The 20,918-nt window shown below is 72.9% G+C and carries 13 protein-coding genes; 6 read left to right on the top strand and 7 right to left on the bottom strand.

Features of this window, described 5'->3' with window-relative positions; translation table 11 throughout:
* The first annotated feature begins 43 nt into the window (after nucleotides 1-43).
* Nucleotides 44-1,093 (top strand): family 2 encapsulin nanocompartment cargo protein polyprenyl transferase, encoded by a 1,050-nt coding sequence (locus SM793_RS09405; RefSeq protein WP_320437609.1) that lies wholly within the window; start codon nucleotides 44-46, stop codon nucleotides 1,091-1,093.
* A gap of 187 nt (nucleotides 1,094-1,280) precedes the next feature.
* On the opposite strand, the gene SM793_RS09400 is transcribed toward SM793_RS09405, so the two are convergent.
* The gene (locus SM793_RS09400; protein WP_320437608.1) at nucleotides 1,281-2,312 is read right to left on the bottom strand and encodes an NAD-dependent epimerase/dehydratase family protein; all 1,032 of its coding nucleotides are present in this window, start codon (nucleotides 2,310-2,312) and stop codon (nucleotides 1,281-1,283) included.
* A 271-nt stretch (nucleotides 2,313-2,583) separates the two neighbouring features.
* Here SM793_RS09400 and SM793_RS09395 point away from each other — a divergent pair, with 271 nt between their 5' ends.
* Nucleotides 2,584-3,924, top strand: a complete 1,341-nt coding sequence (locus SM793_RS09395) for a DUF1254 domain-containing protein (protein ID WP_320437607.1) — start codon at nucleotides 2,584-2,586, stop codon at nucleotides 3,922-3,924.
* A gap of 31 nt (nucleotides 3,925-3,955) precedes the next feature.
* On the opposite strand, the gene SM793_RS09390 is transcribed toward SM793_RS09395, so the two are convergent.
* Nucleotides 3,956-6,058, bottom strand: a complete 2,103-nt coding sequence (locus tag SM793_RS09390) for a sigma-70 family RNA polymerase sigma factor (RefSeq protein ID WP_320437606.1) — start codon at nucleotides 6,056-6,058, stop codon at nucleotides 3,956-3,958.
* Nucleotides 6,059-6,239: 181 nt separating this feature from the next.
* On the opposite strand from SM793_RS09390, the gene radA reads away from it, so the two are divergent.
* Nucleotides 6,240-7,739: a DNA repair protein RadA gene (gene radA / locus SM793_RS09385; RefSeq protein WP_320437605.1), complete on the top strand. Its 1,500-nt coding sequence runs from the start codon at nucleotides 6,240-6,242 to the stop codon at nucleotides 7,737-7,739.
* Nucleotides 7,740-7,879: 140 nt separating this feature from the next.
* A complete protein-coding gene (gene disA, locus SM793_RS09380; RefSeq protein ID WP_051741604.1) occupies nucleotides 7,880-8,986 on the top strand; it encodes a DNA integrity scanning diadenylate cyclase DisA in 1,107 nt (368 codons plus the stop codon).
* Between the two features lie 159 nt (nucleotides 8,987-9,145).
* Here disA and SM793_RS09375 read toward each other — a convergent pair whose 3' ends face one another.
* The gene (locus SM793_RS09375; RefSeq protein ID WP_320437604.1) at nucleotides 9,146-10,072 is read right to left on the bottom strand and encodes a hypothetical protein; all 927 of its coding nucleotides are present in this window, start codon (nucleotides 10,070-10,072) and stop codon (nucleotides 9,146-9,148) included.
* A gap of 182 nt (nucleotides 10,073-10,254) precedes the next feature.
* Here SM793_RS09375 and SM793_RS09370 point away from each other — a divergent pair, with 182 nt between their 5' ends.
* Nucleotides 10,255-11,259 carry an A/G-specific adenine glycosylase gene (locus SM793_RS09370; protein WP_320437603.1) on the top strand — a complete coding sequence of 335 codons (1,005 nt, stop codon included), beginning with the start codon at nucleotides 10,255-10,257 and terminating at the stop codon, nucleotides 11,257-11,259.
* Between the two features lie 109 nt (nucleotides 11,260-11,368).
* Here SM793_RS09370 and SM793_RS09365 read toward each other — a convergent pair whose 3' ends face one another.
* Entirely contained in the window at nucleotides 11,369-13,012 is a 1,644-nt protein-coding gene (locus tag SM793_RS09365; RefSeq protein ID WP_320437602.1) for an MDR family MFS transporter, read from the bottom strand.
* A 252-nt stretch (nucleotides 13,013-13,264) separates the two neighbouring features.
* On the opposite strand from SM793_RS09365, the gene SM793_RS09360 reads away from it, so the two are divergent.
* A complete protein-coding gene (locus SM793_RS09360; protein WP_320437601.1) occupies nucleotides 13,265-13,891 on the top strand; it encodes a helix-turn-helix domain-containing protein in 627 nt (208 codons plus the stop codon).
* A gap of 126 nt (nucleotides 13,892-14,017) precedes the next feature.
* Here SM793_RS09360 and SM793_RS09355 read toward each other — a convergent pair whose 3' ends face one another.
* The 3 genes from SM793_RS09355 to SM793_RS09345 all read right to left on the bottom strand — a co-directional run bounded on the left by SM793_RS09355 (nucleotide 14,018) and on the right by SM793_RS09345 (nucleotide 20,547).
* Nucleotides 14,018-14,935: a M23 family metallopeptidase gene (locus SM793_RS09355; protein WP_320437600.1), complete on the bottom strand. Its 918-nt coding sequence runs from the start codon at nucleotides 14,933-14,935 to the stop codon at nucleotides 14,018-14,020.
* Nucleotides 14,936-15,327: 392 nt separating this feature from the next.
* Nucleotides 15,328-17,676 (bottom strand): immune inhibitor A domain-containing protein, encoded by a 2,349-nt coding sequence (locus SM793_RS09350; RefSeq protein WP_320437599.1) that lies wholly within the window; start codon nucleotides 17,674-17,676, stop codon nucleotides 15,328-15,330.
* A gap of 351 nt (nucleotides 17,677-18,027) precedes the next feature.
* Entirely contained in the window at nucleotides 18,028-20,547 is a 2,520-nt protein-coding gene (locus SM793_RS09345) for an ATP-dependent Clp protease ATP-binding subunit (RefSeq protein WP_320437598.1), read from the bottom strand.
* Nucleotides 20,548-20,918: the final 371 nt, after the last annotated feature.

Genomic DNA, 20,918 nt, shown 5'->3' with positions numbered 1-20,918 from the left:
CCGCCACCGGGCCGGCCCGTCGTACCACCAAGGGGGAGGACCCATGGGAATGTTCACGCTGGAGCGCGACCATCGTGAGGGACACGAGGCGCGGGACGTCCTCGCGCGCACCCGCACCCTGGTCGACCCGGTGCTGCGGGCCGCCGTGGAATCGCTGCCCGGCACCATGCGCCGGGTGGCCGGCTACCACTTCGGCTGGTGGGAGGCGGACGGCTCGCCGTCGGCCGCGCCCTCCGGAAAGGCCATCCGGCCCGCGCTGGTGCTCGCCGCCACCCAGGCCCTGGGCGGCGACCCGGCCAAGGCCACCGCCGCCGCGGCCGCCGTCGAGCTGGTGCACAACTTCACGCTGCTGCACGACGACATCATCGACCGGGACGAGACCAGGCGGCACCGCCCCACCGCCTGGCTGGTGTTCGGCACCACCGAGGCCATCCTGGCCGGCGACGCGATGCACTCGCTGGCCCTGCGCCTGCTGGCCGAGGACGGCCACGCGGTGGCGGGCGACGCCGTCCGCCGGCTGGCCGACTGCGTGGTGGAGCTGTGCGAGGGCCAGCAGATCGACTGCGCCTTCGAACAGCGCGACGACGTCTCGCTGACCGAGTGCCTGGCGATGGCCGAGGCCAAGACCGGTGCCCTGCTCGGCGCCGCCTGCGCGCTGGGTGCCCGGTACGCGGGCTGCTCCGAGGAGGCCGCGCAGGCGCTGGACGGCTTCGGCCGGGAGATCGGCCTGGCCTTCCAGCTGATCGACGACCTGATCGGCATCTGGGGCGACCCGGAGGTCACCGGCAAGCCGGTCGGCGCGGACCTCCTGGTCCGGAAGAAGTCGCTGCCGGTGGTCGCCGCGCTCCGCTCCGGGACGCCCGACGGGGACCGGCTGGCGGAGCTGTACGCGCTGGAACGGCAGCTGACCGCCGAGGAGTTGGCGAGCTGTGCGGCCGCCGTCGAGGGCGCGGGCGGGCGGGCCTGGGCCCAGGGCGAGTCCTGTGAGCGGATGGCGGCGGCGATGTCCCAGCTGGCCCTCGCGGTGCCCGAGCCCTCGGCGGCCGACGAACTGCTCGCGCTCGCCGAGCTGGTGACCCGCCGGACCCACTGAGGCCGGGCGACGCCGCCGGGGGAGCGGGCAGCCCGCTTCCCCCGCGGCCGGACCCGGGTCGCGACACCGGCCCGTCGTGCGACACCGGCCCGTCACGACACTGGGGCCGCGACACCCCGGCCGCGACATCAGGGCACGACATCAGGACCTCGACACCAGGGCCAGGACCGGTCCCGACCCGCCGCCGTCAGGCCGACGCGTCCAGCAGCCGCCGTTCCTTCGCCGGCTCGATGCCGTGCGTGATCCGGCCGCGCTTGCGCCCGTCCGGCTCGGTGTCCTCGGCCGGTCCGCGCCGGCGCAGCCAGTCCCAGGTGTCCCGGGCGGTCTCGGCGAAGGGCCGGCAGCGCAGTCCGGCCGCCTCCGCCCGTCCGGTGTCGACCCGCCAGGTCCCCGCGGACTCCGCCCCCTCGGGCAGCCAGAGCGGCAGTTCGCTCCACGGCTGGACGCTGTCCGGGCCCTCCTGCAGCAACCGCCCGTCCGGGACCCAGACCAGCTCGACGTCCGCACCGCCGGCCACCGCCGCGCACCCCGCCAGGAACTCCCCGTAGGTGAGCAGGTCGGGCGGCGCCGTGGTGAGGAAGCTCCCGGTGGTGCCCGCCGTCAGCAGGTCCAGCCCGAAGGCCGCGAAGTCCCGGACGTCGATCAGCTGCATCGGCCGGCCCGGCTCGCCCGGCGCCAGTACCCGGCCGCCCCGGGCCATCCGCTCCAGCCACCAGGGCAGCCGGCCGCCCTGCTCGTACGGGCCGAGCAGCAGACCGCTGTTGAGGACCAGCGAGCGGTCGGCGCCGAAGTACTCCAGGACGGCGCGTTCGCACCCGGCCTTGAGCGCGGCGCTGAACTCCTGCCCGGGCGGGGTGTCGGCGGGGCAGGGGTGGAGCGGCGAGGTCTCGTCGACGGCCCGGGCCGGCCAGTCGGCGAAGGCGTGGACGGAGGAGATCAGCGTGTAGTGGCCGACGCGGCCGCGCAGCAGCCGGGCCGTAACCGCGGCCTGGGCGGGCTGCTGGGCCGAGGTGTCGACCACGGCGTCCCAGTGCCGGCCCTCGACCAGCCGCGCCAGATCCCCGGCCGAGTCGCGGTCGCCGCGGACGGCCTCGACGCCGGGCAGGTCGGCGGCCGTTCGGCCGCGGTTGAAGGTGGTGACCTGGTGGCCCCGGGCGAGGGCCTCGGAGGCGAACGCCCGTCCCAGGAAGGAGGAGCCGCCGAGCAGAAGGATCTTCATACCGGCAAGGCTGTCCCGGTCACTCGCTCCGCATACCGCCGTTCGCCCTGGGCGGAGGCCCGCTCTCCGGGCACCCCGCGCCCGCCCATCCGTCCCGGCGCCCGCCCGCCCGTCCCGACGTCCGCCCGTCCGCCCCCGCGACCGCCCGTCCGCCCTCGCGTTCCTCCGCGCCCGGCCGCCGCCACCGGATGGCGCTTCCGTCGCCGGGATGCCGCCCCCCGGACACCCGAATAGCATCCGGTTCGTACCCCGGGCCCCGGAAGGACGCCCCATGAACCAGCCCGAGCTGGAAGCCATGGCCGCCGACGCCTATGTCTACGGCTATCCGCTGGTCGCCGGCCTCACCATGCTCGACCGCTTCGTCAACGGCGGCCTGGGCGTCCTGCCGCCCGCCCCGTTCAACCGCTTCGCCCACGCCACCCGCCGGGCGGGCCCCGAGGACGACTTCGGCTCCGCCAACGTCGACGTCCTCTACTCGGTCGCCCCGCTGGACCTCTCCGAGGGGCCGCAGCTGCTGCGGGTGCCCGAGGCCGGACCGGCCTACTACGTGCTGCAGTTCGTCGACGCGTGGACCGCCAACTTCGCCTACGTCGGCAGCCGCGCCACCGGCACCGCCGCCCAGACCTGGCTGATCGTCCCGCCCGGGTGGCACGGCACCCCGACCGACCCGGGCCGGGTGATCGTCGCGCCGACGACCGTCGCCGTCCTCGTCGGCCGGTTCGCCTGCGCCGGCCCGGACGACCTGCCCCGGGTGCGGGCGCTCCAGGCCGGGCTGGCCCTCGAACCGATGGAGCCGGGCGGCCTCGCCGCCGGGCTGCCGGAGCCGGACCCCGAGGTGCCCGAGCGGCTGGCCTTCTTCGAACGGCTCCGGGTCTGGGCGGCCGCCTTCCCCCCGGCCGAGCCCGACCGGGACTACCAGCAGCGGTTCGCGCCGCTCGGCCTGCTCGACCCCGGGCCCTCCCCGTACCGCGCGGCAGTCCCGGACTGGACGTTCGCCCTGGCGAGCGGCCTCGCCGCCGGACGCGAACGGGTCGAGGACGCCACCCGGCCGCCCGAGGACCACCCGGCCGGCGAATGGCGGGCGGCGCTCCACCTGTTCGACCACAACGTCGACTTCCTCGGCCCGGGCACCCTGGACGGCCCCGAGTGGCGGATCGCGGACCGCCGCGCCGCCTACCTCAGCCGGGCCGCCGCCGCCCGGGCCGGCCTCTGGGGCAGCCACGCCTACGAGGCGCTCTCGGCGGCCACCGCAGAGGACGCCGACGGCCGCCCGCTGGACGGCGCCCGCCACTACACCCTCCGCTTCCCGCCGGACGGCCTGCCGCCCGTGGCGGCCTTCTGGTCCCTCACCGTGTACGGCCTGCCCGACCACCGCCTGGTGCCCGATCCGGGCGGCCGGTACGCGATCGGCGACCGCACTCCCGGCCTGGTCCGCGACCCCGACGGCGGTCTCACCCTCCACCTGTGCCGCGAACGGCCCGCCGACCCGGACCACGCCGCCAATTGGCTGCCCGCACCCGACGGCCCGTTCACCGCGGTGCTGCGGCTCTACCGGCCGGGCCAGGCGGCGCTGGACGGGTCGTACCGCCTGCCGCCGCTGCGCCGCCGGTAGCGGCCGGTGGACGTGCCGCCCGCGGGGCGGCTCAGCGCGGCGTGGGGCCCGGGGAGGCGGGCGGCGCGGAGGGCGCGGCGGTGGACGGGGCCGGGGACGGGGTCGCCGACCCGGTCGGGCTCGGCGAGGACGTGGACGTGGACGTGGGGGTCGGCGTGGCCGGCGCGGGCGTCGCGGTCGGGGTCGGGGTCGCGCCGGAGGTCGGCGTCGCGGTCGCGGTCGGGCCGGCCGTCGGCGGAGCGGTGGGCGCCGGGGTGCCGGACGGGGACGGCCCGCCGGTGGGAGCGGGGCTCGGCGCGGTGGTCGGTTCGCCGGCACCCGGCTCGGCCGGGGCCGAGGTGGACCCGCCGCGGTGCTGCGGTCCGCCCTCCAGGGTGACCACGGCCTGCGAGGGCGGCAGCGCGATCCGGGCGGTCCAGCGGGTCGTCGGGGCGAGGTCCTCGTCGACGCTGACGATCACCGTGATCCGCTGCCCGGGCGCGAGCGTCCCGGAGTCGCGGCTGAGCCGCAACCAGGACACGTCCAGCACGGCGCGCCAGCGGAACTCGGTGCCGCCGGAGTTGGTGAGGGTCAGCACCGTCCGGTTGCCGTACTCGCCCGCTTCGACGGTCAGCAGACCGGACGGTGCGGGCGCCCCGTCCGAGGGGTTGCCCGGGCCGGACGGCACCACCGCCGCCCCGCCGACGGGGGCCGGTGCCGCGACCAGGGTGGGGCTGGCGAGCGGGGTCGCACCGTGGGCCGGGACCGGGATCAGCGGACCCTGGATCCCGGGGAGCAACGTTTCTGCATTGATCGGTCCCGCCCCGGCGAGCTCCATCCCGGCCACCGGCCCGGCACCCTGGGCCGTGGCCCCGCCGGTCCCGCCCGCGCCGAGCACCGTGCCGAGCACCGTGCCGTCCACCGGGACGGCCGAGGTGTCCTCGCCCCGGCCCGCCGTACCGTCCGCCGCGCCTCCGGGACGCCTCCCGCCCGCCGGGCGCCCGTCGCCCTCGACCCGGACCGAGGAGACCGCCGCGGCCGCCCCGGGCCCGCCGCCGCTCCGGTGCCCGGCCCACAGCGCGACGACCGGCGCGGCCAGGACGGCGGCCAGCACCCCGGTGGTCACCACCCGGCGGCGCACCGTGGGCCCGCGCCCGGAGTCCGGCGCGCGATGGCGGGGGAACCCGCCCTGGTCGAAGCGGAGCCCCGGCTCGGTCACCGGGACCGGCGTGCCCACCCGCCGCCCGGTCGGCTCCCGGGGCGCCGACGGCAGGAACGCCAGGGCACCCGCCGGGGAGCCTGCTGCCCTCGAAGCCCGCCCCGAACCCGGCCCCGAATCCACCACCGCCCCGGCCGGCGCGGTGAGCACCGGCAGCCCGGACAGCCCCGGACCCTGCGGCACCTCGCCCGCGACCCGCTCCGCCGTCCCCCGGCAGGTCGGGCAGTCCACCACGTGCTGCACCAGCTCGCGGCGGAGCGCCGGGCCGAGCACCCAGTCCCGCCGGCTCTCCGCCCCGGCGCCGCCGAGCCGGTCCAGCTCGGGGCAGCTGCCCACGCCGAGCACCAGCAGCGCGGCCCTGGTCCGGTCGACCTCGGCCCGCGCGGAGGCGAGCAGCACCCGGACGGTGTCGAAGGGCTGCCCCAGCACGGCGGCCACCTCGATCGGGGTGAGCCGGTGGCGGACGGCCAGCTCCAGCGCCTCGCGCTGCTCGGGATCGGTTCCGGCCGCCTCGGGCCAGGCCAGGGAGGCCAGCTCGCGTCGCCGCCGGACCGCCTCCGCCCCGCCGTCGCCGCCGTCCTTCCCGGCCGTGTCCTGGCCCGTCGCGTGGCGGCCCGCCGCGACCGCTCCGATCCCGCGCGCACTCCCCGCCGCACCCGCCGCACCCGCCGCACCGGTCTCCGGACCGCCCTGCGGGCCGTCCGCCAGCCGCCGCAGGCAGCAGTACCGGGCCAGCGAGTAGAGCCAGGCCCGGAGCAGCCCGGGCTCGGCCAGCCGGGCACCGTGCCGCACCGCCAGCTCGCGCACCTCGCGCAGGGCGGCCGCCGCGGCCTCGTGCTCGCACAGCACCGAGAGGCAGTAGGTGAAAAGACCGTCGGCCTGTCGCTCGTATGCCGCGAGGACGGCGTCGCGCGGCCCTTCCGTACTCGTCGTCACCCGTACGACGGTAGAGACGGCGGCGGTCCGGTCCGGGCCATTCCGCCCGGTTGTACTTCTTTCGGGTAACAACATCGCTCATTCGTGGACCGGCTCCCGCTCCCGCGGGTCCGCACCGCCCCCGCGCGTCCCCGGCCCGGCCGCCCCCCGCGTTGTCGTACCCGGGCGCTACGGTGACCGCATGGCTGCCCGTACCAAGACCACCGCCAAGCCGCGCCCGGCGTACCGCTGCACCGAGTGCGGCAACCAGCTGCCCAAGTGGGTCGGCCGCTGCCCGGAGTGCAACGCCTGGGGCACGGTCGAGGAGTACGGCGCGGTGCCGATCCGGACCACGGCCGCCGGGCCGGTCAGCTCGCCCGCCCGCCCGATCGGCCAGGTGGACGGCCAGGTGGCGACGGCCCGCTCCACCGGCGTGCCCGAGCTGGACCGGGTGCTCGGCGGCGGACTGGTCCCGGGCGCCGTGGTGCTGCTGGCCGGCGAGCCCGGTGTCGGCAAGTCCACCCTGCTGCTGGACGTCGCGGCCAAGGCCGCCAGTGGCCAGCACCGCACGCTCTACGTCACCGGTGAGGAGTCGGCCGGCCAGGTGCGGCTGCGCGCCGACCGGATCAACGCGCTCTCCGAGCACCTCTACCTGGCCGCCGAGTCCGACCTCGGCGCCGTGCTCGGCCACATCGAGGCGGTCGACCCCGGCCTGCTGGTCCTGGACTCGGTGCAGACCATCGCCTCCGCCGAGCTGGACGGCGCGCCCGGCGGCCCGGCCCAGGTCCGCGAGGTGGCCGGCGCGCTGATCCGGGCCTCCAAGGACCGGGGCATGGCCACCCTGCTGGTCGGCCATGTCACCAAGGACGGCCAGATCGCGGGCCCCCGCCTGCTGGAGCACCTGGTGGACGTCGTCCTGAGCTTCGAGGGCGACCGCCATGCCCGGCTGCGGATCATCCGCGGGATCAAGAACCGGTACGGCGCGACCGACGAGGTCGGCTGCTTCGAGCTGCACGACGAGGGCATCGAGGGCCTGGCCGACCCGTCCGGCCTCTTCCTGACCAGGCGTGACAAGCCGGTACCGGGGACGTGCCTGACGGTGACCCTGGAGGGGAAGCGCCCCCTGGTCGCCGAGGTGCAGGCGCTGATGGTGGATTCGCAGATCCCCTCGCCCCGCCGGACCACCTCCGGCCTGGAGTCGCCCCGGATCGCGATGATCCTCGCCGTGGTCGAGCGCCACGGCGGTGTGAAGCTCGGCAAGCAGGACATCTACACCGCCACCGTCGGCGGTGTGAAGCTCTCCGAGCCCTCGGCGGACCTCGCGATCGCCCTCGCGGTGGCCAGCTCCTCCTCCGACACCCCGCTGCCCAGCAACCTGGTCGCGATCGGCGAGGTCGGCCTGGCCGGTGAGGTACGGCGGGTGACGGGTGTGCAGCGGCGGTTGGCCGAGGCGCACCGGCTGGGCTTCACCCACGCCCTCGTCCCGCCGGACCCGGGCAAGGTCCCCCAGGGCATGAAGGTGGTCGAGGTGGCGGACATCGGCGAGGCGCTGCGCGCGCTCCCGGGCCGCCGACGGGCCGCCGCGAAGCCGAAGAGTGAGGCCCCGTCGGCGCCGCCGGCCCCCCGGGCGCACCGGCCGGCGGCCTACCCGGAGGAGGTCATGGAGGGGTGGGAGCCGGTCGACTCCGACGAACTGCACTGACCCAGGCCCTGTCGTTGCCGCACGCAGTTAGACTTTCCCCTGTCTCATTGGTGATAAGGCAGTACTAAGCGACAGAGCAACAGACCGTCGGCCGGCGCCCCGCACGAGGCGCCAGGTACGGGGTCGACCGGAGGAGTCACGTGGCAGCCAGCGACCGGGCGGACAAGTCCTCCCGCGAGGAGGCCCTGCTGCGGGCCTCCCTCACCGCCATCGCCCCCGGCACCGCACTGCGAGACGGGCTGGAGCGGGTGCTCCGGGCCAACACCGGCGGTCTGATCGTGCTCGGTTTCGACAAGACCGTCGAGCCGATCTGCACCGGCGGCTTCGTGCTCGACGTCGAGTTCACCGCGACCCGGCTGCGCGAGCTGTGCAAGCTGGACGGCGCCGTGGTGCTGGACAAGGACATCACCAAGATCGTCCGGGCCGGCGTCCACCTGATGCCGGACTCCACCATCCCGACCGACGAGACCGGCACCCGGCACCGCACCGCCGAGCGGGTCAACCGGCAGACCGGCTTCCCGGTGGTGGCGGTCTCGCACTCGATGCGGCTGATCGCCATGTACGTCAACGGCACCCGCCGGGTGCTGGAGGACTCCACCACCGTGCTGTCCCGCGCCAACCAGGCGCTGGCCACCCTGGAGCGCTACAAGCTGCGCCTGGACGAGGTGGCGGGCACGCTCTCCGCGCTGGAGATCGAGGACCTGGTGACGGTCCGGGACGTCACCGCGGTCGCGCAGCGGCTGGAGATGGTCCGGCTGATCGCCACCGAGATCGCCGGCTACGTGCTGGAGCTCGGCATCGACGGCCGGCTGCTCTCGCTGCAGTTGGACGAGCTGATCGCGGGCGTGGAGCCGGAGCGCGAGCTGGTCGCCCGGGACTACTTCCCGGAGCGCGCCGCCAAGAAGGGCCGGACCGTCACCGAGGTGCTGGCCGACCTGGAGGCGCTGACCCACGCCGAGCTGCTCGACCTCACGACGGTGGCCAAGGCGCTCGGCTACTCGGGCACGCCGGAGTCGCTGGACTCGGCGGTCTCGCCGCGCGGCTACCGGCTGCTGGCCAAGATCCCGCGTCTGCCCAACACGGTGATAGAGCGCCTGGTGGAGCACTTCGGCGGACTGCAGAAGCTGCTGGCCGCCAGCATCGACGATCTGCAGACGGTCGAGGGCGTCGGCGAGACCCGGGCCCGCTCGGTCCGCGAGGGCCTGTCCCGCCTTGCCGAATCGTCCATCCTGGAGCGCTACGTCTGATCGGGCGCGGCCCCGCCCGCCCCGCGAGGACGGGGCGTCCCGATCCGACGCCCGGCCGCGGAAGACCAAACACGCAGAAGGCCCGGACCGTGTGAACGGTCCGGGCCTTCCGCATGGTCCGACGGGTCGGAGTGGCCCGAGGGGCCCGAGGGACCTGCCTCAGTTCTCCAGGCGGATCGGGGAGCGGGCCGAGGCCTGGCCGCCGGAGAGGCCGGTGAGGTCGGCGACCACCAGGTAGTTGCCGGCCGGGGCGGTCGCCTGGTCGGCGGTCGCGCACTGCGGCTTGCTGCGGACGCGGTCCCAGCCGAAGGTCTCGGTCAGCCCACCGTTGGCGGGGAGCTGGACCCAGGCGCTGTTCCGGTCGGCCGGGCAGTCGCCGGAGGACCAGATGCGCTCGCCGTTGCTGGCGGTGACGGTGATCGCGGAGGCGGTCCGGCCCAGGTCCACCCGGCAGGTGGTGGCGGAGGAGTTGTTGATGGTCAGCGCCAGCTTGGGCTTGTCCTTGGGCTGGTAAGAGTTCTGAGCGCTGGCCAGGTTGAGCGTCACCTGGGAGGAGGCGCAGACCGGCAGGGCCATGATCTCGGCGGTGTTCACCGATGGCTGGCCGCCCGCGCCGCCCGCGCCGCCCGTACCGGCCGGAGTGCCGCCGCCCGAGGTGCTTCCGCCCGCGCCGCCGCCCGTGCCGCCCGTGCTACCGGTGCCGCCGCCCGCCGCCCCGCCGGTGGCGGGTGCCGGGGCGGTGCCGCCACCGGTCGCGCCGCCGGTGCTCAGGCTGACGTCGCCGCCGCCGGAGCCGCCCACCGCGCCGCCGGAGCCGCTGCCGCCGCCACTGCCGGGCCGGGAGTTGTTGGCGGGTCCGCTCGGCGAGGCGCCCGGCGTGATCGCCTGGGCGGGCGTCTGGTTCTGGGACTGGGTCGGCACGGCCTGTGCGGCCTTGTCCTTGCCTCCGTCGCCACCCCCGCCCTGATCGGTCATCAGCCAGATGACAAGGGCGGCGACCGCGACGGCGGCGACGATCACGACGACACGCCGACGCCAGTAGATCGAGGCCGGCAGCGGTCCTACGGGTTGACGGAGAGAGGGCACGCCCAAACTCTACGAGACGGTGTGTGCCCCTTGACGCACCAACACCGCACAGTCACCCCTTCCTTCACATGATCCGCCATTTGCGCCGTTCGGGCGAGGCTGAATGGGGTGTTTTGCGCGCCGAAGCGGAAGCCAACGATCCGCTTCGGTGACCGCTACCGGCATGGGAGGATCGAAGGGCCATGGCTGCCAACACCGTCACCCCCGCCCTTCCCGCACCCGCACCCGCCACCGCCCCGCCGGGCCCCGGCGCATCCGTCGCCGCATCCGTCGCCGCGGCCGCGCCCGCCGATGCGACGCCGAAGCTCGGGCTGCCCCTGCGGGTCCTGCACGCGACCGTCCTCGACTGGTACGCGGCCAACGCCAGGGACCTGCCCTGGCGGACGCCGGACGCCTCGCCCTGGGCCGTGATGGTCAGCGAGTTCATGCTCCAGCAGACGCCGGTGAAGCGCGTCCTGCCCGTCTGGGAGACCTGGATGGAGCGCTGGCCCACCCCGGCCGACCTGGCCGCCGAGGCGCCCGGCGAGGCCGTCCGGATGTGGGGGCGGCTGGGCTACCCGCGCCGGGCGCTGCGTCTGCACGGCGCCGCGGTGGCGATCACCGAGAAGCACGGCGGTGAGGTCCCGGACGACCACGCGGTGCTGCTCTCGCTGCCCGGGGTCGGCGAGTACACCGCGGCGGCGGTGGCCTCCTTCGCCTTCGGCCGGCGGCACGTGGTGCTGGACACCAATGTCCGCCGGGTGTTCGCCCGCGCCGTGACCGGTGCCGAGTACCCGGCGCAGGCCACCACGGCGGCCGAGCGGCGGACCGCGACGGCGCTGCTGCCCGCCGCCGAACGCACGGCGGCCACCTGGGCGGTCGCCGTGATGGAGCTGGGCGCGCTGGTCTGCACGGCCCGGGGCCCGGAGTGCGGGGACTGCCCGCTGTTCACCTCCTGCGCCTGGCAGCGGGCCGGCCGCCCGCCCTACGAGGGCCCGGCCCGGCGCGGCCAGACCTACGAGGGCACCGACCGCCAGGTGCGGGGCAAGCTGCTCGCGGTGCTCCGCGAGGCGCACGACGAGGTGCCCCAGGCCCGGCTCGACGCGGTCTGGCCGGACGCCGTGCAGCGCGCCCGCGCCCTGGACGGGCTGGTCGCCGACGGACTGGTCGAGCCGGTCGAGCAGGGCGTCTACCGGCTGCCCCGGTAGCGGCTCCCTGGGGGTTGTCGGACAACCCCTGGCCCCGGAGGGTGACACGAGGGCCCCCGCCCGCCGGTTCGGCGAGCGGGGGCCCGGTGCGTTCCGGTGGTGGACCGCGTCAGATCGCGACGGCCTCGGTGCTGCCGACCGGGGAGCCCTTGACGGCCTCGCCGTCCTTGGCCCCGCCGTCCTTCGCGTCGGCGGGCGGCCCGTCGGCCCCGCGCAGCGGCACCTCCCGCATGAAGACCGCGGCGGCGACCGAAATCACGGCGGCGGCCGCACCCCAGAGGAAGACGGTGTGCATGCCGTTGGCCACCGCGTGGTGGTAGGCGTCCTGGACCGGCGCGGGCAGCGCCCGGAGCGCGTTCGGGCTCAGCTGGGCCGGGTCGCCGCCCTGCGCGGAACCCGCCCCGGCGGCCGAACCGAGCCGCTCGTTCATGGTCTCGGTGACCCGGTTGTTGAACAGCGCGCCGAACAGCGCCACACCGAAGGAGCCGCCGATGGTGCGGAACAGGGTGGCGGTGGAGCTGGCCACACCCATGTCCTTGAGCTCGACGCTGTTCTGCGCGACCAGCATGGTGATCTGCATCAGGAAGCCCATGCCGGCACCGAGCACGACCATCCAGCAGGCGGAGGTGAAGCCCGAGGTGTCGGTGGAGAGGGTCGACAGCAGCAGCATGCCGGCGGTCATCACGATGGTGCCGATGATCGGGTAGATCCGGTACTTGCCGGTCTTGGTCACCGCCTGCCCGACCACCAGGGAGATGATCAGCATCCCGAACATCATCGGCATCAGCAGCAGGCCGGAGTTGGTCGCCGAGGCGCCCTGCACGGTCTGCTGGTAGAGCGGCAGGAAGACGGTCGAGCCGAACATCACGAAGCCGACCACGAAGCCGATGATCGAGACCAGGGTGAAGTTCAGGTTCTTGAACAGCGACAGCGGCAGCATCGGCTCCTCGACCCGCTGCTCGACGTAGCAGAAGCCGATCAGGGTGGCCGCGGCCAGCGCGCTCAGGCCGAGGATCTGCTTCGAGCCCCAGGCGTACTCCTGGCCGCCCCAGGTGGTGATCAGGGTGAGCGAGGTGATGCCGGTGGTGAGCAGCAGCGCGCCGAGGTAGTCGATCCTGGCCTTGCTGCGGACCTTCGGCAGCTTCAGCGTGACCACGACGACGGCGAGCGCGACGGCGCCGAGCGGCAGGTTGATGTAGAAGGTCCAGCGCCAGTTCAGGTGGTCGGTGATGAAGCCGCCGACCAGCGGGCCGCCGATGGTGGCGAGTGCCATCACCGCGGCGAACATGCCCTGGTACTTGCCGCGGTCGCGCGGCGGGACCAGCGCGCCCATGATCGACATCACGCCGACCATCAGACCGCCTGCGCCCAGGCCCTGGAGGGCGCGGAAGCCGATGAGTTCCGTCATGTCCTGGGAGAGGCCGGAGAGCGCCGAGCCGGCCAGGAAGATCACGATCGAGGTGAGGAAGGTGCCCTTGCGGCCGTAGAGGTCGCCGAGCTTGCCCCAGATCGGGGTGGAGGCGGCGGTGGCCAGGGTGTAGGAGGTGACCACCCACGACAGGTGCTCGGCGCCGCCGAGCTCGCCGACGATGGTCGGCATCGCGGTGCCGACGATCAGGCCGTCGAGCATGGCGAGCAGCATGGTGACCACCAGGCCGATCATGACCAGGCGGATCTCGCGGGCCGAACGGGGCTGCTCGTCCTCGGCCGGTTGCTTCTCGGGGGCCGCGTTGCCGGCCTTGGGCTGTGACATGGGTGGGACTCCCGGACAGGAGCGGGCGACCGGTGGGGCCTGCGGAAGCCCCCTTACTTGTCGCCCGGCTAGTTTGTGGACCGTGGGCACGGTAGGTTGTCCACTAGCCGGTCGTCAAGCCAGTTTTTCGGTGGACTCCCGGGGCGGGAAGAATGGGCGCACCAGTGGGTCGCCGGTCGGGGTGCCCGCCGCTCATGCCGCGGCGGCCGCAGGCCGCCGGGGACCGAACCACGACCCAGTCAGAGGCAGGCGATGGGCACGACGCGGAGCCCCCGTAGCGACACCCGGGCGCGCATCGTCGCGATCGCCCTGGAGCTCTTCTCCGAGCAGGGTTACGAGCGCACCTCGCTGCGGGAGATCGCGGACCGGCTGGGCGTCACCAAGGCCGCGCTCTACTACCACTTCAAGACGAAGGAAGACATCGTCCACGGCATCGTGGCGACCACCGCCGCGCCGATCGACGAGCTGATCGCCTGGGGCCGGGAGCAGACCTGGACCCCTGAGGTGCGGGACGAGCTGATCCGCCGGTTCGCGGTCGGGATCTCCGAGCGGGCGCCGCTGCTGCGCTTCTTCCAGGAGAACCAGCCCGCGCTGCGCGACCTGCCGGCCGGTCAGGAGTTCCGGGACCGCATGATCGCCCTGGTCCGGCTGGTGCACGGCCCCGGAGCGACCTTCGAGGACCGGCTGCGGGCGATGATGTCCCTCTTCACCATCAACTCGGCGCTCTTCCTGCTGTACCAGGACCAGCGGCCCGAGGTCGACCGCTACGTCGGGGACATCCCGGTCGCCGAGGCCACCCGCGAGGAGGCGATCGAGGCCGCCCAGCACGTGGCGCTGGAGATCTGCCGGCTGATCGTCCGGCCCGCGCCGACGGACTGAGCGGCCCGCGGCCCGCGCGCGGACCGCTCCGCACGCCGACCGCTCCGCACGCCGAGCGGCGCGCGCACCCGACCGGCGCGCGCACCCGACCGGCGCGCGCACCCGGGCGCCCCCGTCGCCCGGGGATCAGAAGTCGGTGACTCCGCGCGCGGCGAGGTAGGCGATCGGGTTGATCACCGCGCCGTACTGGTTGGCGGAGCGGATCTCGAAGTGCAGGTGCGGCCCGGTCGAGTTGCCGGTGTTGCCCGAGCGGCCGATCTGCTGCCCGGCCGCGACCTTCTGGCCCGGCGACACCGCGAGTGCCGACATGTGCGCGTACTGGGCGAAGCGGCCGTCGGCCAGCCGCAGCACGACCTCCTTGCCGTACGCGCCGTCCCAACCGGCCGACACCACGGTGGCGTTGCCGACCGCGAGCAGCGCGGTGCCCGGGGAGACCGCGAAGTCCACGCCGGTGTGGTACCCGGCCGCGTACTCGGGGTTGCGCACGCCGTAGGGGTTGCTGGTCGGCGCCCCCGGGATCGGCGCGGACCACTGCCGGGCCGGGGCCGGGGCGGGCGCAGGGGCCGGGGCGGGGGCCGGGGCGGGCGCGGGCGCCTCCTCCGGCGCGGCGGGCTCCGGCTCGGCGGCGGGTGCCGGTTCCGCGGCCGGCGCCGGTTCCTCGGCGGGGGCCTGCACCTCGGCCGGGGCCTGGTCGGCGGACGGCGCCGGGGCCTGCGCCCCCGCGGTCAGCAGATTGGCGGCGATCGCCACCGAGTCCTGGGCCGAGGACTGCTCCGAGGGCAGGGTGTACGGGCTGGGGCCGGCGACCTGGACCAGGGCCGGGGCCGGGGCCGCGCCGTGCGGCGCGGTGAACACCGAGTTGCCGGGGGTGGTCGGAGCGATGGTCTGCGCCGAGGCGCTGACCGCGGCGGTGAGCACCAGGGCACCGGTCAGGACGGCCGCCCCGGCCGCGGCGGCGGTGGTGGAGCGGGTCCGGTCGGTCTGCCGAAGGAAGGCGTCGGCGAGCCGGCACAGGGCCGGCCCCAGAGGCGGGACAGAAGACATCGGAACCTCACGAACACGTACGGGGGCAGCACGCTGAGCCCGTTCGGGCGTGCTGAGTGGGGGACCACTCAGGTGTAACCGTCACCGAGCGGACTCCCAAACCGTGTGACGTACTACGGCGTGTAGTCATCACCGGGCCGGAGATTCAAACCGATGGAGTAACGATCATGTGATCGGATGCTCTGTTCAGGGGACGAAGGCCGGCCCCCTCCGCCCCGCCGTCCTACTACCCCCGCTCGTACCGCCTCCGGGGGCTGTGAGGAGCACCACCCGCCCCGGTGGGTTCGGGCCCTCCGGGTACAAAGAATCCGGCCCGCCCCCGCGGGTGCGGGAGCGGGCCGGATCGGCTCAGCGGTGCCTGGTCACGGACCGGGCGTCAGAGCTCGGTTCGATCAGTTGTCGACCGGGCGGACGCGGATCCAGGTCTCCAGGTAGTTCGAGGACTCGTTCTCGACCTCGATGCTGGTGCCCGTCTTCGGGACGATGACGCTGCTGTACTTGTTCTCGCTGGTCCAGTAGGACTTCAGGTCGGAGAACTCGTCGACGCCCTTGGACTTCGGGATGACCGTCTCGACGCCCGCCTTGTGCAGGGTCAGACCGTCGGTGCGGCGCGAGCCGAAGGTGGAGTCGTAGCCGTTGATGCGCGGGCGCATCAGCGAGCCGTCCTTCCACTTCAGCGGGGCCGGGTGCGAGTCGACCGGCAGGATCAGGCCCTGACCCGGGTGGTTGGTGACGTTGTTGTCGGTCTGCGACTCGTCCCAGTACCAGATCAGCAGACCGGCCTGGTACGGGTAGTGCTCGACGAAGAGCGGCTTGTCGGCGAAGCCGAAGTTGTACGGGCCGACCTTGAGGGTGCGGTCGTACGAGACGTACTGCCGGTTCTCCGCGATGTAGTACTGGTTGTAGTCGTTGGTGAACGAGCCGGTGGTCCGCGAGAAGCCCTTGGCGGTCCAGCCGTTGTCACCGTTCTCGGCACCGTCGGTGAAGACGTTGGCGCCGTCCGCGGTCACCGCGAGGTCGTCCAGGGCCAGGCCCTTGAGGTGCAGACCGCCGTCGGTGGTGTAGCGGAAGCGGACCTTGACGGCCTTGCCGGCGTAGGCGTCCAGCGGGAAGGCGAGGTCGCCCCACTTGTCGCCCGAGTTGCCGGTCAGCGCGGCCTTGCCGGAGGGGTCCTTCGGCAGCGCGACACCGTTGTAGGAGCCGTCGAGGGCGGTCCAGTTGGCGCCGCCGTCGGTGGAGACCTCGGCGTAGCCGTAGTCGAAGTCCTGCTCGATGTCGTACCAGGCCTTGGCCGACAGCGCGGCCTTGGTCTTGCCGGTCAGGTCGACGTCGCGGGTCAGCGAGACGTTCAGGTCGTCCGCGCTGCCGCTCCACCACTCGTTCGCCCCGGCGAAGGGCTTGTTGATGGTGGTGGTGACGGCCTTCTTCGGCAGGTCGACGACGAGCGCCTGCGGGAGCGCGCTGTTGTACTCGACCGGGCCGATGTGGTGGGTCGACTCGGTGCCGGCCTTGGCCTTGTCGAACTTCAGCCAGCCGAGCTTGAGCTTGCTCCAGGCGTCGAGGTCGTTCGGCATGTCGCCGATCGAGTTCTTGCCCTCGCCGAGCCAGGAGCCGGACGACATCAGCGACCAGAAGCCGACCGAGTTGTCGATGCCGCTGCCGGAGGTGTCGTAGAGGTCCGGCAGACCGAGGTCGTGGCCGTACTCGTGGGCGAAGACACCGAGGCCGCCGTTCTCGGGCTGCATGGTGTAGTCGCCGACCCAGACACCGGTGCCGCCGACGGGGGTGCCGCCGAGCTTGTTGGTGGCCGGACCGGTGGTGCCGGCGCCGGTGCCGTAGGCGTACGAGCGGTGGGCCCACAGGGCGTCGGTGCCCTGCTTGCCGCCGCCCGCCGACTGGTCCTCACCGGCGTGCACGATCTGGAAGTGGTCGATGTAACCGTCCGGCTCGTTGAAGTTGCCGTTGTGGTTGAAGTCGTACCGGTCCCACAGGTCGTACTGCGCGATGGCGGCCTTGATCTGCTCGTCCGTCTGGCCCTTGGCCTTCTGGTCGGCGACCCAGGTGTCGATCGCGTCGCGGATCAGGTCCTGCGCGTTGGCGCAGACGTGCTGGCCGCAGTAGTCCGAGCCGTAACGGGCCTCGTTGTACTTGACCTTCACCCAGTCGGTGACCTGACCGTCGACCGAGTAGCGGCCCGAGGACTGCTTCTCGTAGAAGGTCTTCAGCGAGTCACCGGACTTGTTGAAGTACAGGTCCTGGTAGTGCTGCTGGTTGTAGTCAGCCTGCCAGAGGGTGGAGTTGTTGGTCGCGGCGTTCGGCTGCTCGATCTGGTTGCGCTGCGGACCGGGCTGGCCGCCGTACTTGACCTTGCCGTCCGGCGTCTTGGTGGTGCTGTCGACCTCGTCGCCGAACTCCACCAGGATGGTGAAGATCTTGTCCGTGCGCTCACGGGCCAGCTCGACGTACTTGTCCTTGCCCAGCTTGATGCTGGAGCCGCCGCCGTGCTGCTCGATCTGGGCGGTGCCGGCGAGCAGCTGCTCGGTGGCGGCCTTCTGCTCGGCCTCGACCTTCTCGGTCAGCGGGCCGGGAATGTTGTGCTCAGTGCTGGTCTGAACGGCGTCGGCCGGGTCCTGCGGGACGGGGGCGGCGCCGGCGGCGACCGCCGTGCTCGGGAGCAGTCCCGCGCCGAGCGCGGCTATGACCGCCACGACTGAGGCGGCCGAAGCGGCTTTCCTGGTCATCTTCAACGTTGTGACGTCCTCCCCAAACCGTCCGGCTCTTGGCCTTCCGGTAAACCAATGAAAGACAGGTGGACGACATTTGATCCAAGCGTGGACGGAAAAGATAGACCTTGACCGTGACATGGCCACAGCGCTATCCTCCGCGACTTCGTATCAGCTGACGTGCCGTCAACAGCATTGTCATTAAAGATGACCGCAGCTTCGATCGCACCCGCACCGCCCCCCCGTTCAGGCCAGTGACCTGCCGATTCGTGGCCCGGATCACAGTTTCGACGGGGGCACGGAAAACGGTTTGGGCCCCCGGCGCGAACGCCGGGGGCCCAAACCGTTGCTGTTGTCTGTTAAATGTTGCTACTTCGTCAGGTCCGGACCCGGCGAGGCGACGGCGGCCGGGGTGTCCGCGACCGCGGTCTTCTCCTCGCCGCGGAAGGTGAACTTCGCTTCCTTGCCCTCGCCCTCGACACCGACGACCACGATGTGGCCGGCCCGCAGCTCGCCGAAGAGGATCTTCTCGGAGAGGTGGTCCTCGATCTCGCGCTGGATGGTCCGGCGCAGCGGACGGGCGCCCAGGATCGGGTCGTAGCCGCGCTTGGCCAGCAGCTGCTTGGCCTCGACGCTGAGCTCCAGGCCCATGTCCTTGTCCTTGAGCCGCTCGTCCACCTTGTCGATCATGAGGTCGACGATCTGGATGATGTCTTCCTCGGTCAGCTGGTGGAAGACCACGATGTCGTCGACGCGGTTCAGGAACTCGGGGCGGAAGTGCTGCTTGAGCTCCTCGCTGACCTTCGCCTTCATCCGGTCGTACCCGGTCTGGGTGTCGCCCTGGGCCGCGAAGCCCAGGTTGAAGCCCTTGGAGATGTCCCGGGTGCCGAGGTTGGTCGTCATGATGATGACGGTGTTCTTGAAGTCGACCACGCGGCCCTGGGAGTCGGTCAGGCGACCGTCCTCCAGGATCTGCAGCAGCGAGTTGAAGATGTCCGGGTGGGCCTTCTCCACCTCGTCGAAGAGGACGACGGAGAACGGCTTGCGGCGCACCTTCTCGGTGAGCTGGCCGCCCTCCTCGTAGCCGACGTAGCCGGGGGGCGAGCCGAAGAGCCGGGAGACGGTGTGCTTCTCCGAGAACTCCGACATGTCCAGCGCGATCAGCGCGTCCTCGTCGCCGAAGAGGAACTCGGCGAGCGTCTTGGACAGCTCGGTCTTACCGACGCCGGACGGGCCGGCGAAGATGAACGAGCCGCCGGGGCGCTTCGGGTCCTTGAGGCCCGCACGGGTGCGCCGGATGGCCTGCGAGAGCGCCCTGATGGCGTCCTTCTGGCCGATGACGCGCTTGTGCAGCTCGTCCTCCATGCGCAGCAGCCGGGAGGTCTCCTCCTCGGTCAGCTTGAAGACCGGGATGCCGGTGGCGGTGGCCAGGACCTCGGCGATGAGCTCCTCGTCGACCTCCGCGACGACATCCATGTCGCCGGCCTTCCACTCCTTCTCGCGCTTGGCCTTGGCCTGCAGGAGCTGCTTCTCGTCGTCGCGCAGGGACGCGGCCTTCTCGAAGTCCTGCGCGTCGATCGCGCTCTCCTTCTCGCGGCGCACATCGGCGATCTTCTCGTCGAACTCGCGGAGGTCCGGCGGCGCGGTCATCCGGCGGATGCGCATCCGGGAGCCGGCCTCGTCGATCAGGTCGATCGCCTTGTCCGGCAGGAAGCGGTCCGAGATGTACCGGTCGGCCAGGGTGGCGGCGGCGACCAGGGCGGCGTCCGTGATGGAGACCCGGTGGTGGGCCTCGTAGCGGTCGCGCAGGCCCTTGAGGATCTCGATGGTGTGCGGCAGCGAGGGCTCGGCGACCTGGATCGGCTGGAAGCGGCGCTCCAGCGCGGCGTCCTTCTCCAGGTGCTTGCGGTACTCGTCGAGCGTGGTGGCACCGATGGTCTGGAGCTCACCGCGGGCCAGCATCGGCTTGAGGATCGAGGCCGCGTCGATGGCACCCTCGGCGGCGCCCGCGCCGACCAGGGTGTGCAGCTCGTCGATGAACAGGATGATGTCGCCGCGGGTGCGGATCTCCTTGAGAACCTTCTTCAGGCGCTCCTCGAAGTCACCGCGGTAGCGCGAGCCGGCCACCAGGGCGCCCAGGTCCAGCGTGTAGAGCTGCTTGTCCTTGAGCGTCTCCGGGACCTCGCCCTTGACGATCGCCTGGGCCAGGCCCTCGACGACGGCGGTCTTGCCGACGCCGGGCTCCCCGATCAGGACCGGGTTGTTCTTGGTGCGGCGGGACAGCACCTGCATGACCCGCTCGATCTCCTTCTCGCGCCCGATCACCGGGTCGAGCTTGGCCTCGCGGGCGGCCTGGGTGAGGTTGCGGCCGAACTGGTCCAGGACCAGCGAGGTCGACGGGGTGCCCTCGGCCGGCCCGCCGGCCGTGGCCGACTCCTTGCCACCGGGGGTCTGGTAACCGGAGAGCAGCTGGATGACCTGCTGACGGACCCGGTTCAGGTCGGCGCCCAGCTTCACCAGGACCTGGGCGGCGACGCCCTCGCCCTCGCGGATCAGGCCGAGCAGGATGTGCTCGGTGCCGATGTAGTTGTGGCCGAGCTGCAGGGCCTCCCGGAGCGACAGCTCCAGGACCTTCTTGGCCCGCGGGGTGAAGGGAATGTGACCGGACGGGGCCTGCTGGCCCTGGCCGATGATCTCCTCGACCTGCTGGCGAACGGCCTCAAGAGAAATCCCGAGGCTCTCCAGGGCCTTAGCGGCGACACCCTCACCCTCGTGGATCAGACCCAGGAGGATGTGCTCGGTGCCGATGTAGTTGTGGTTGAGCATCCGGGCTTCTTCCTGAGCCAGGACGACAACCCGCCGCGCGCGGTCGGTGAACCTCTCGAACATCGTTTATCGCTCCTCAGAGCGGTCGGGCAGTTCGGGGTCCGTCCCCGCCCTGTCCTTCCGCATGCTAGTCCCGCTCAGCGGCGCGGCCCACGGATTCGCTCCCCTCGCGGTGAGCGACATGCTGCGCGACCAGCCGACACCAATCCCAACCCGATGTTGGGAGACGGTGTTCCCGCACGGGGGCCGGATGCACCGGATGCCGCTACGCCATCGGCGAACAAACGCCGCCGCGGCGCAGTCGGTGGACGTCCGACCGGTCACGCGTACTGCCTCGGACAGGGTCACGGACCCCGTCCTTCTGCATTCATACCCGGTATCGGGGCGGTTCTCGCGCAGTTTCCGCGGTGGCGGTGTTCGCCTGGCGAGAAGTC

It is taken from the genome of Kitasatospora purpeofusca (assembly GCF_034043715.1).
GTDB lineage: Bacteria > Actinomycetota > Actinomycetes > Streptomycetales > Streptomycetaceae > Kitasatospora > Kitasatospora purpeofusca_A.
The sequence above is the reverse complement of the archived record's forward strand: the minus strand, read 5'-3'. Positions and strand labels throughout refer to the sequence as shown.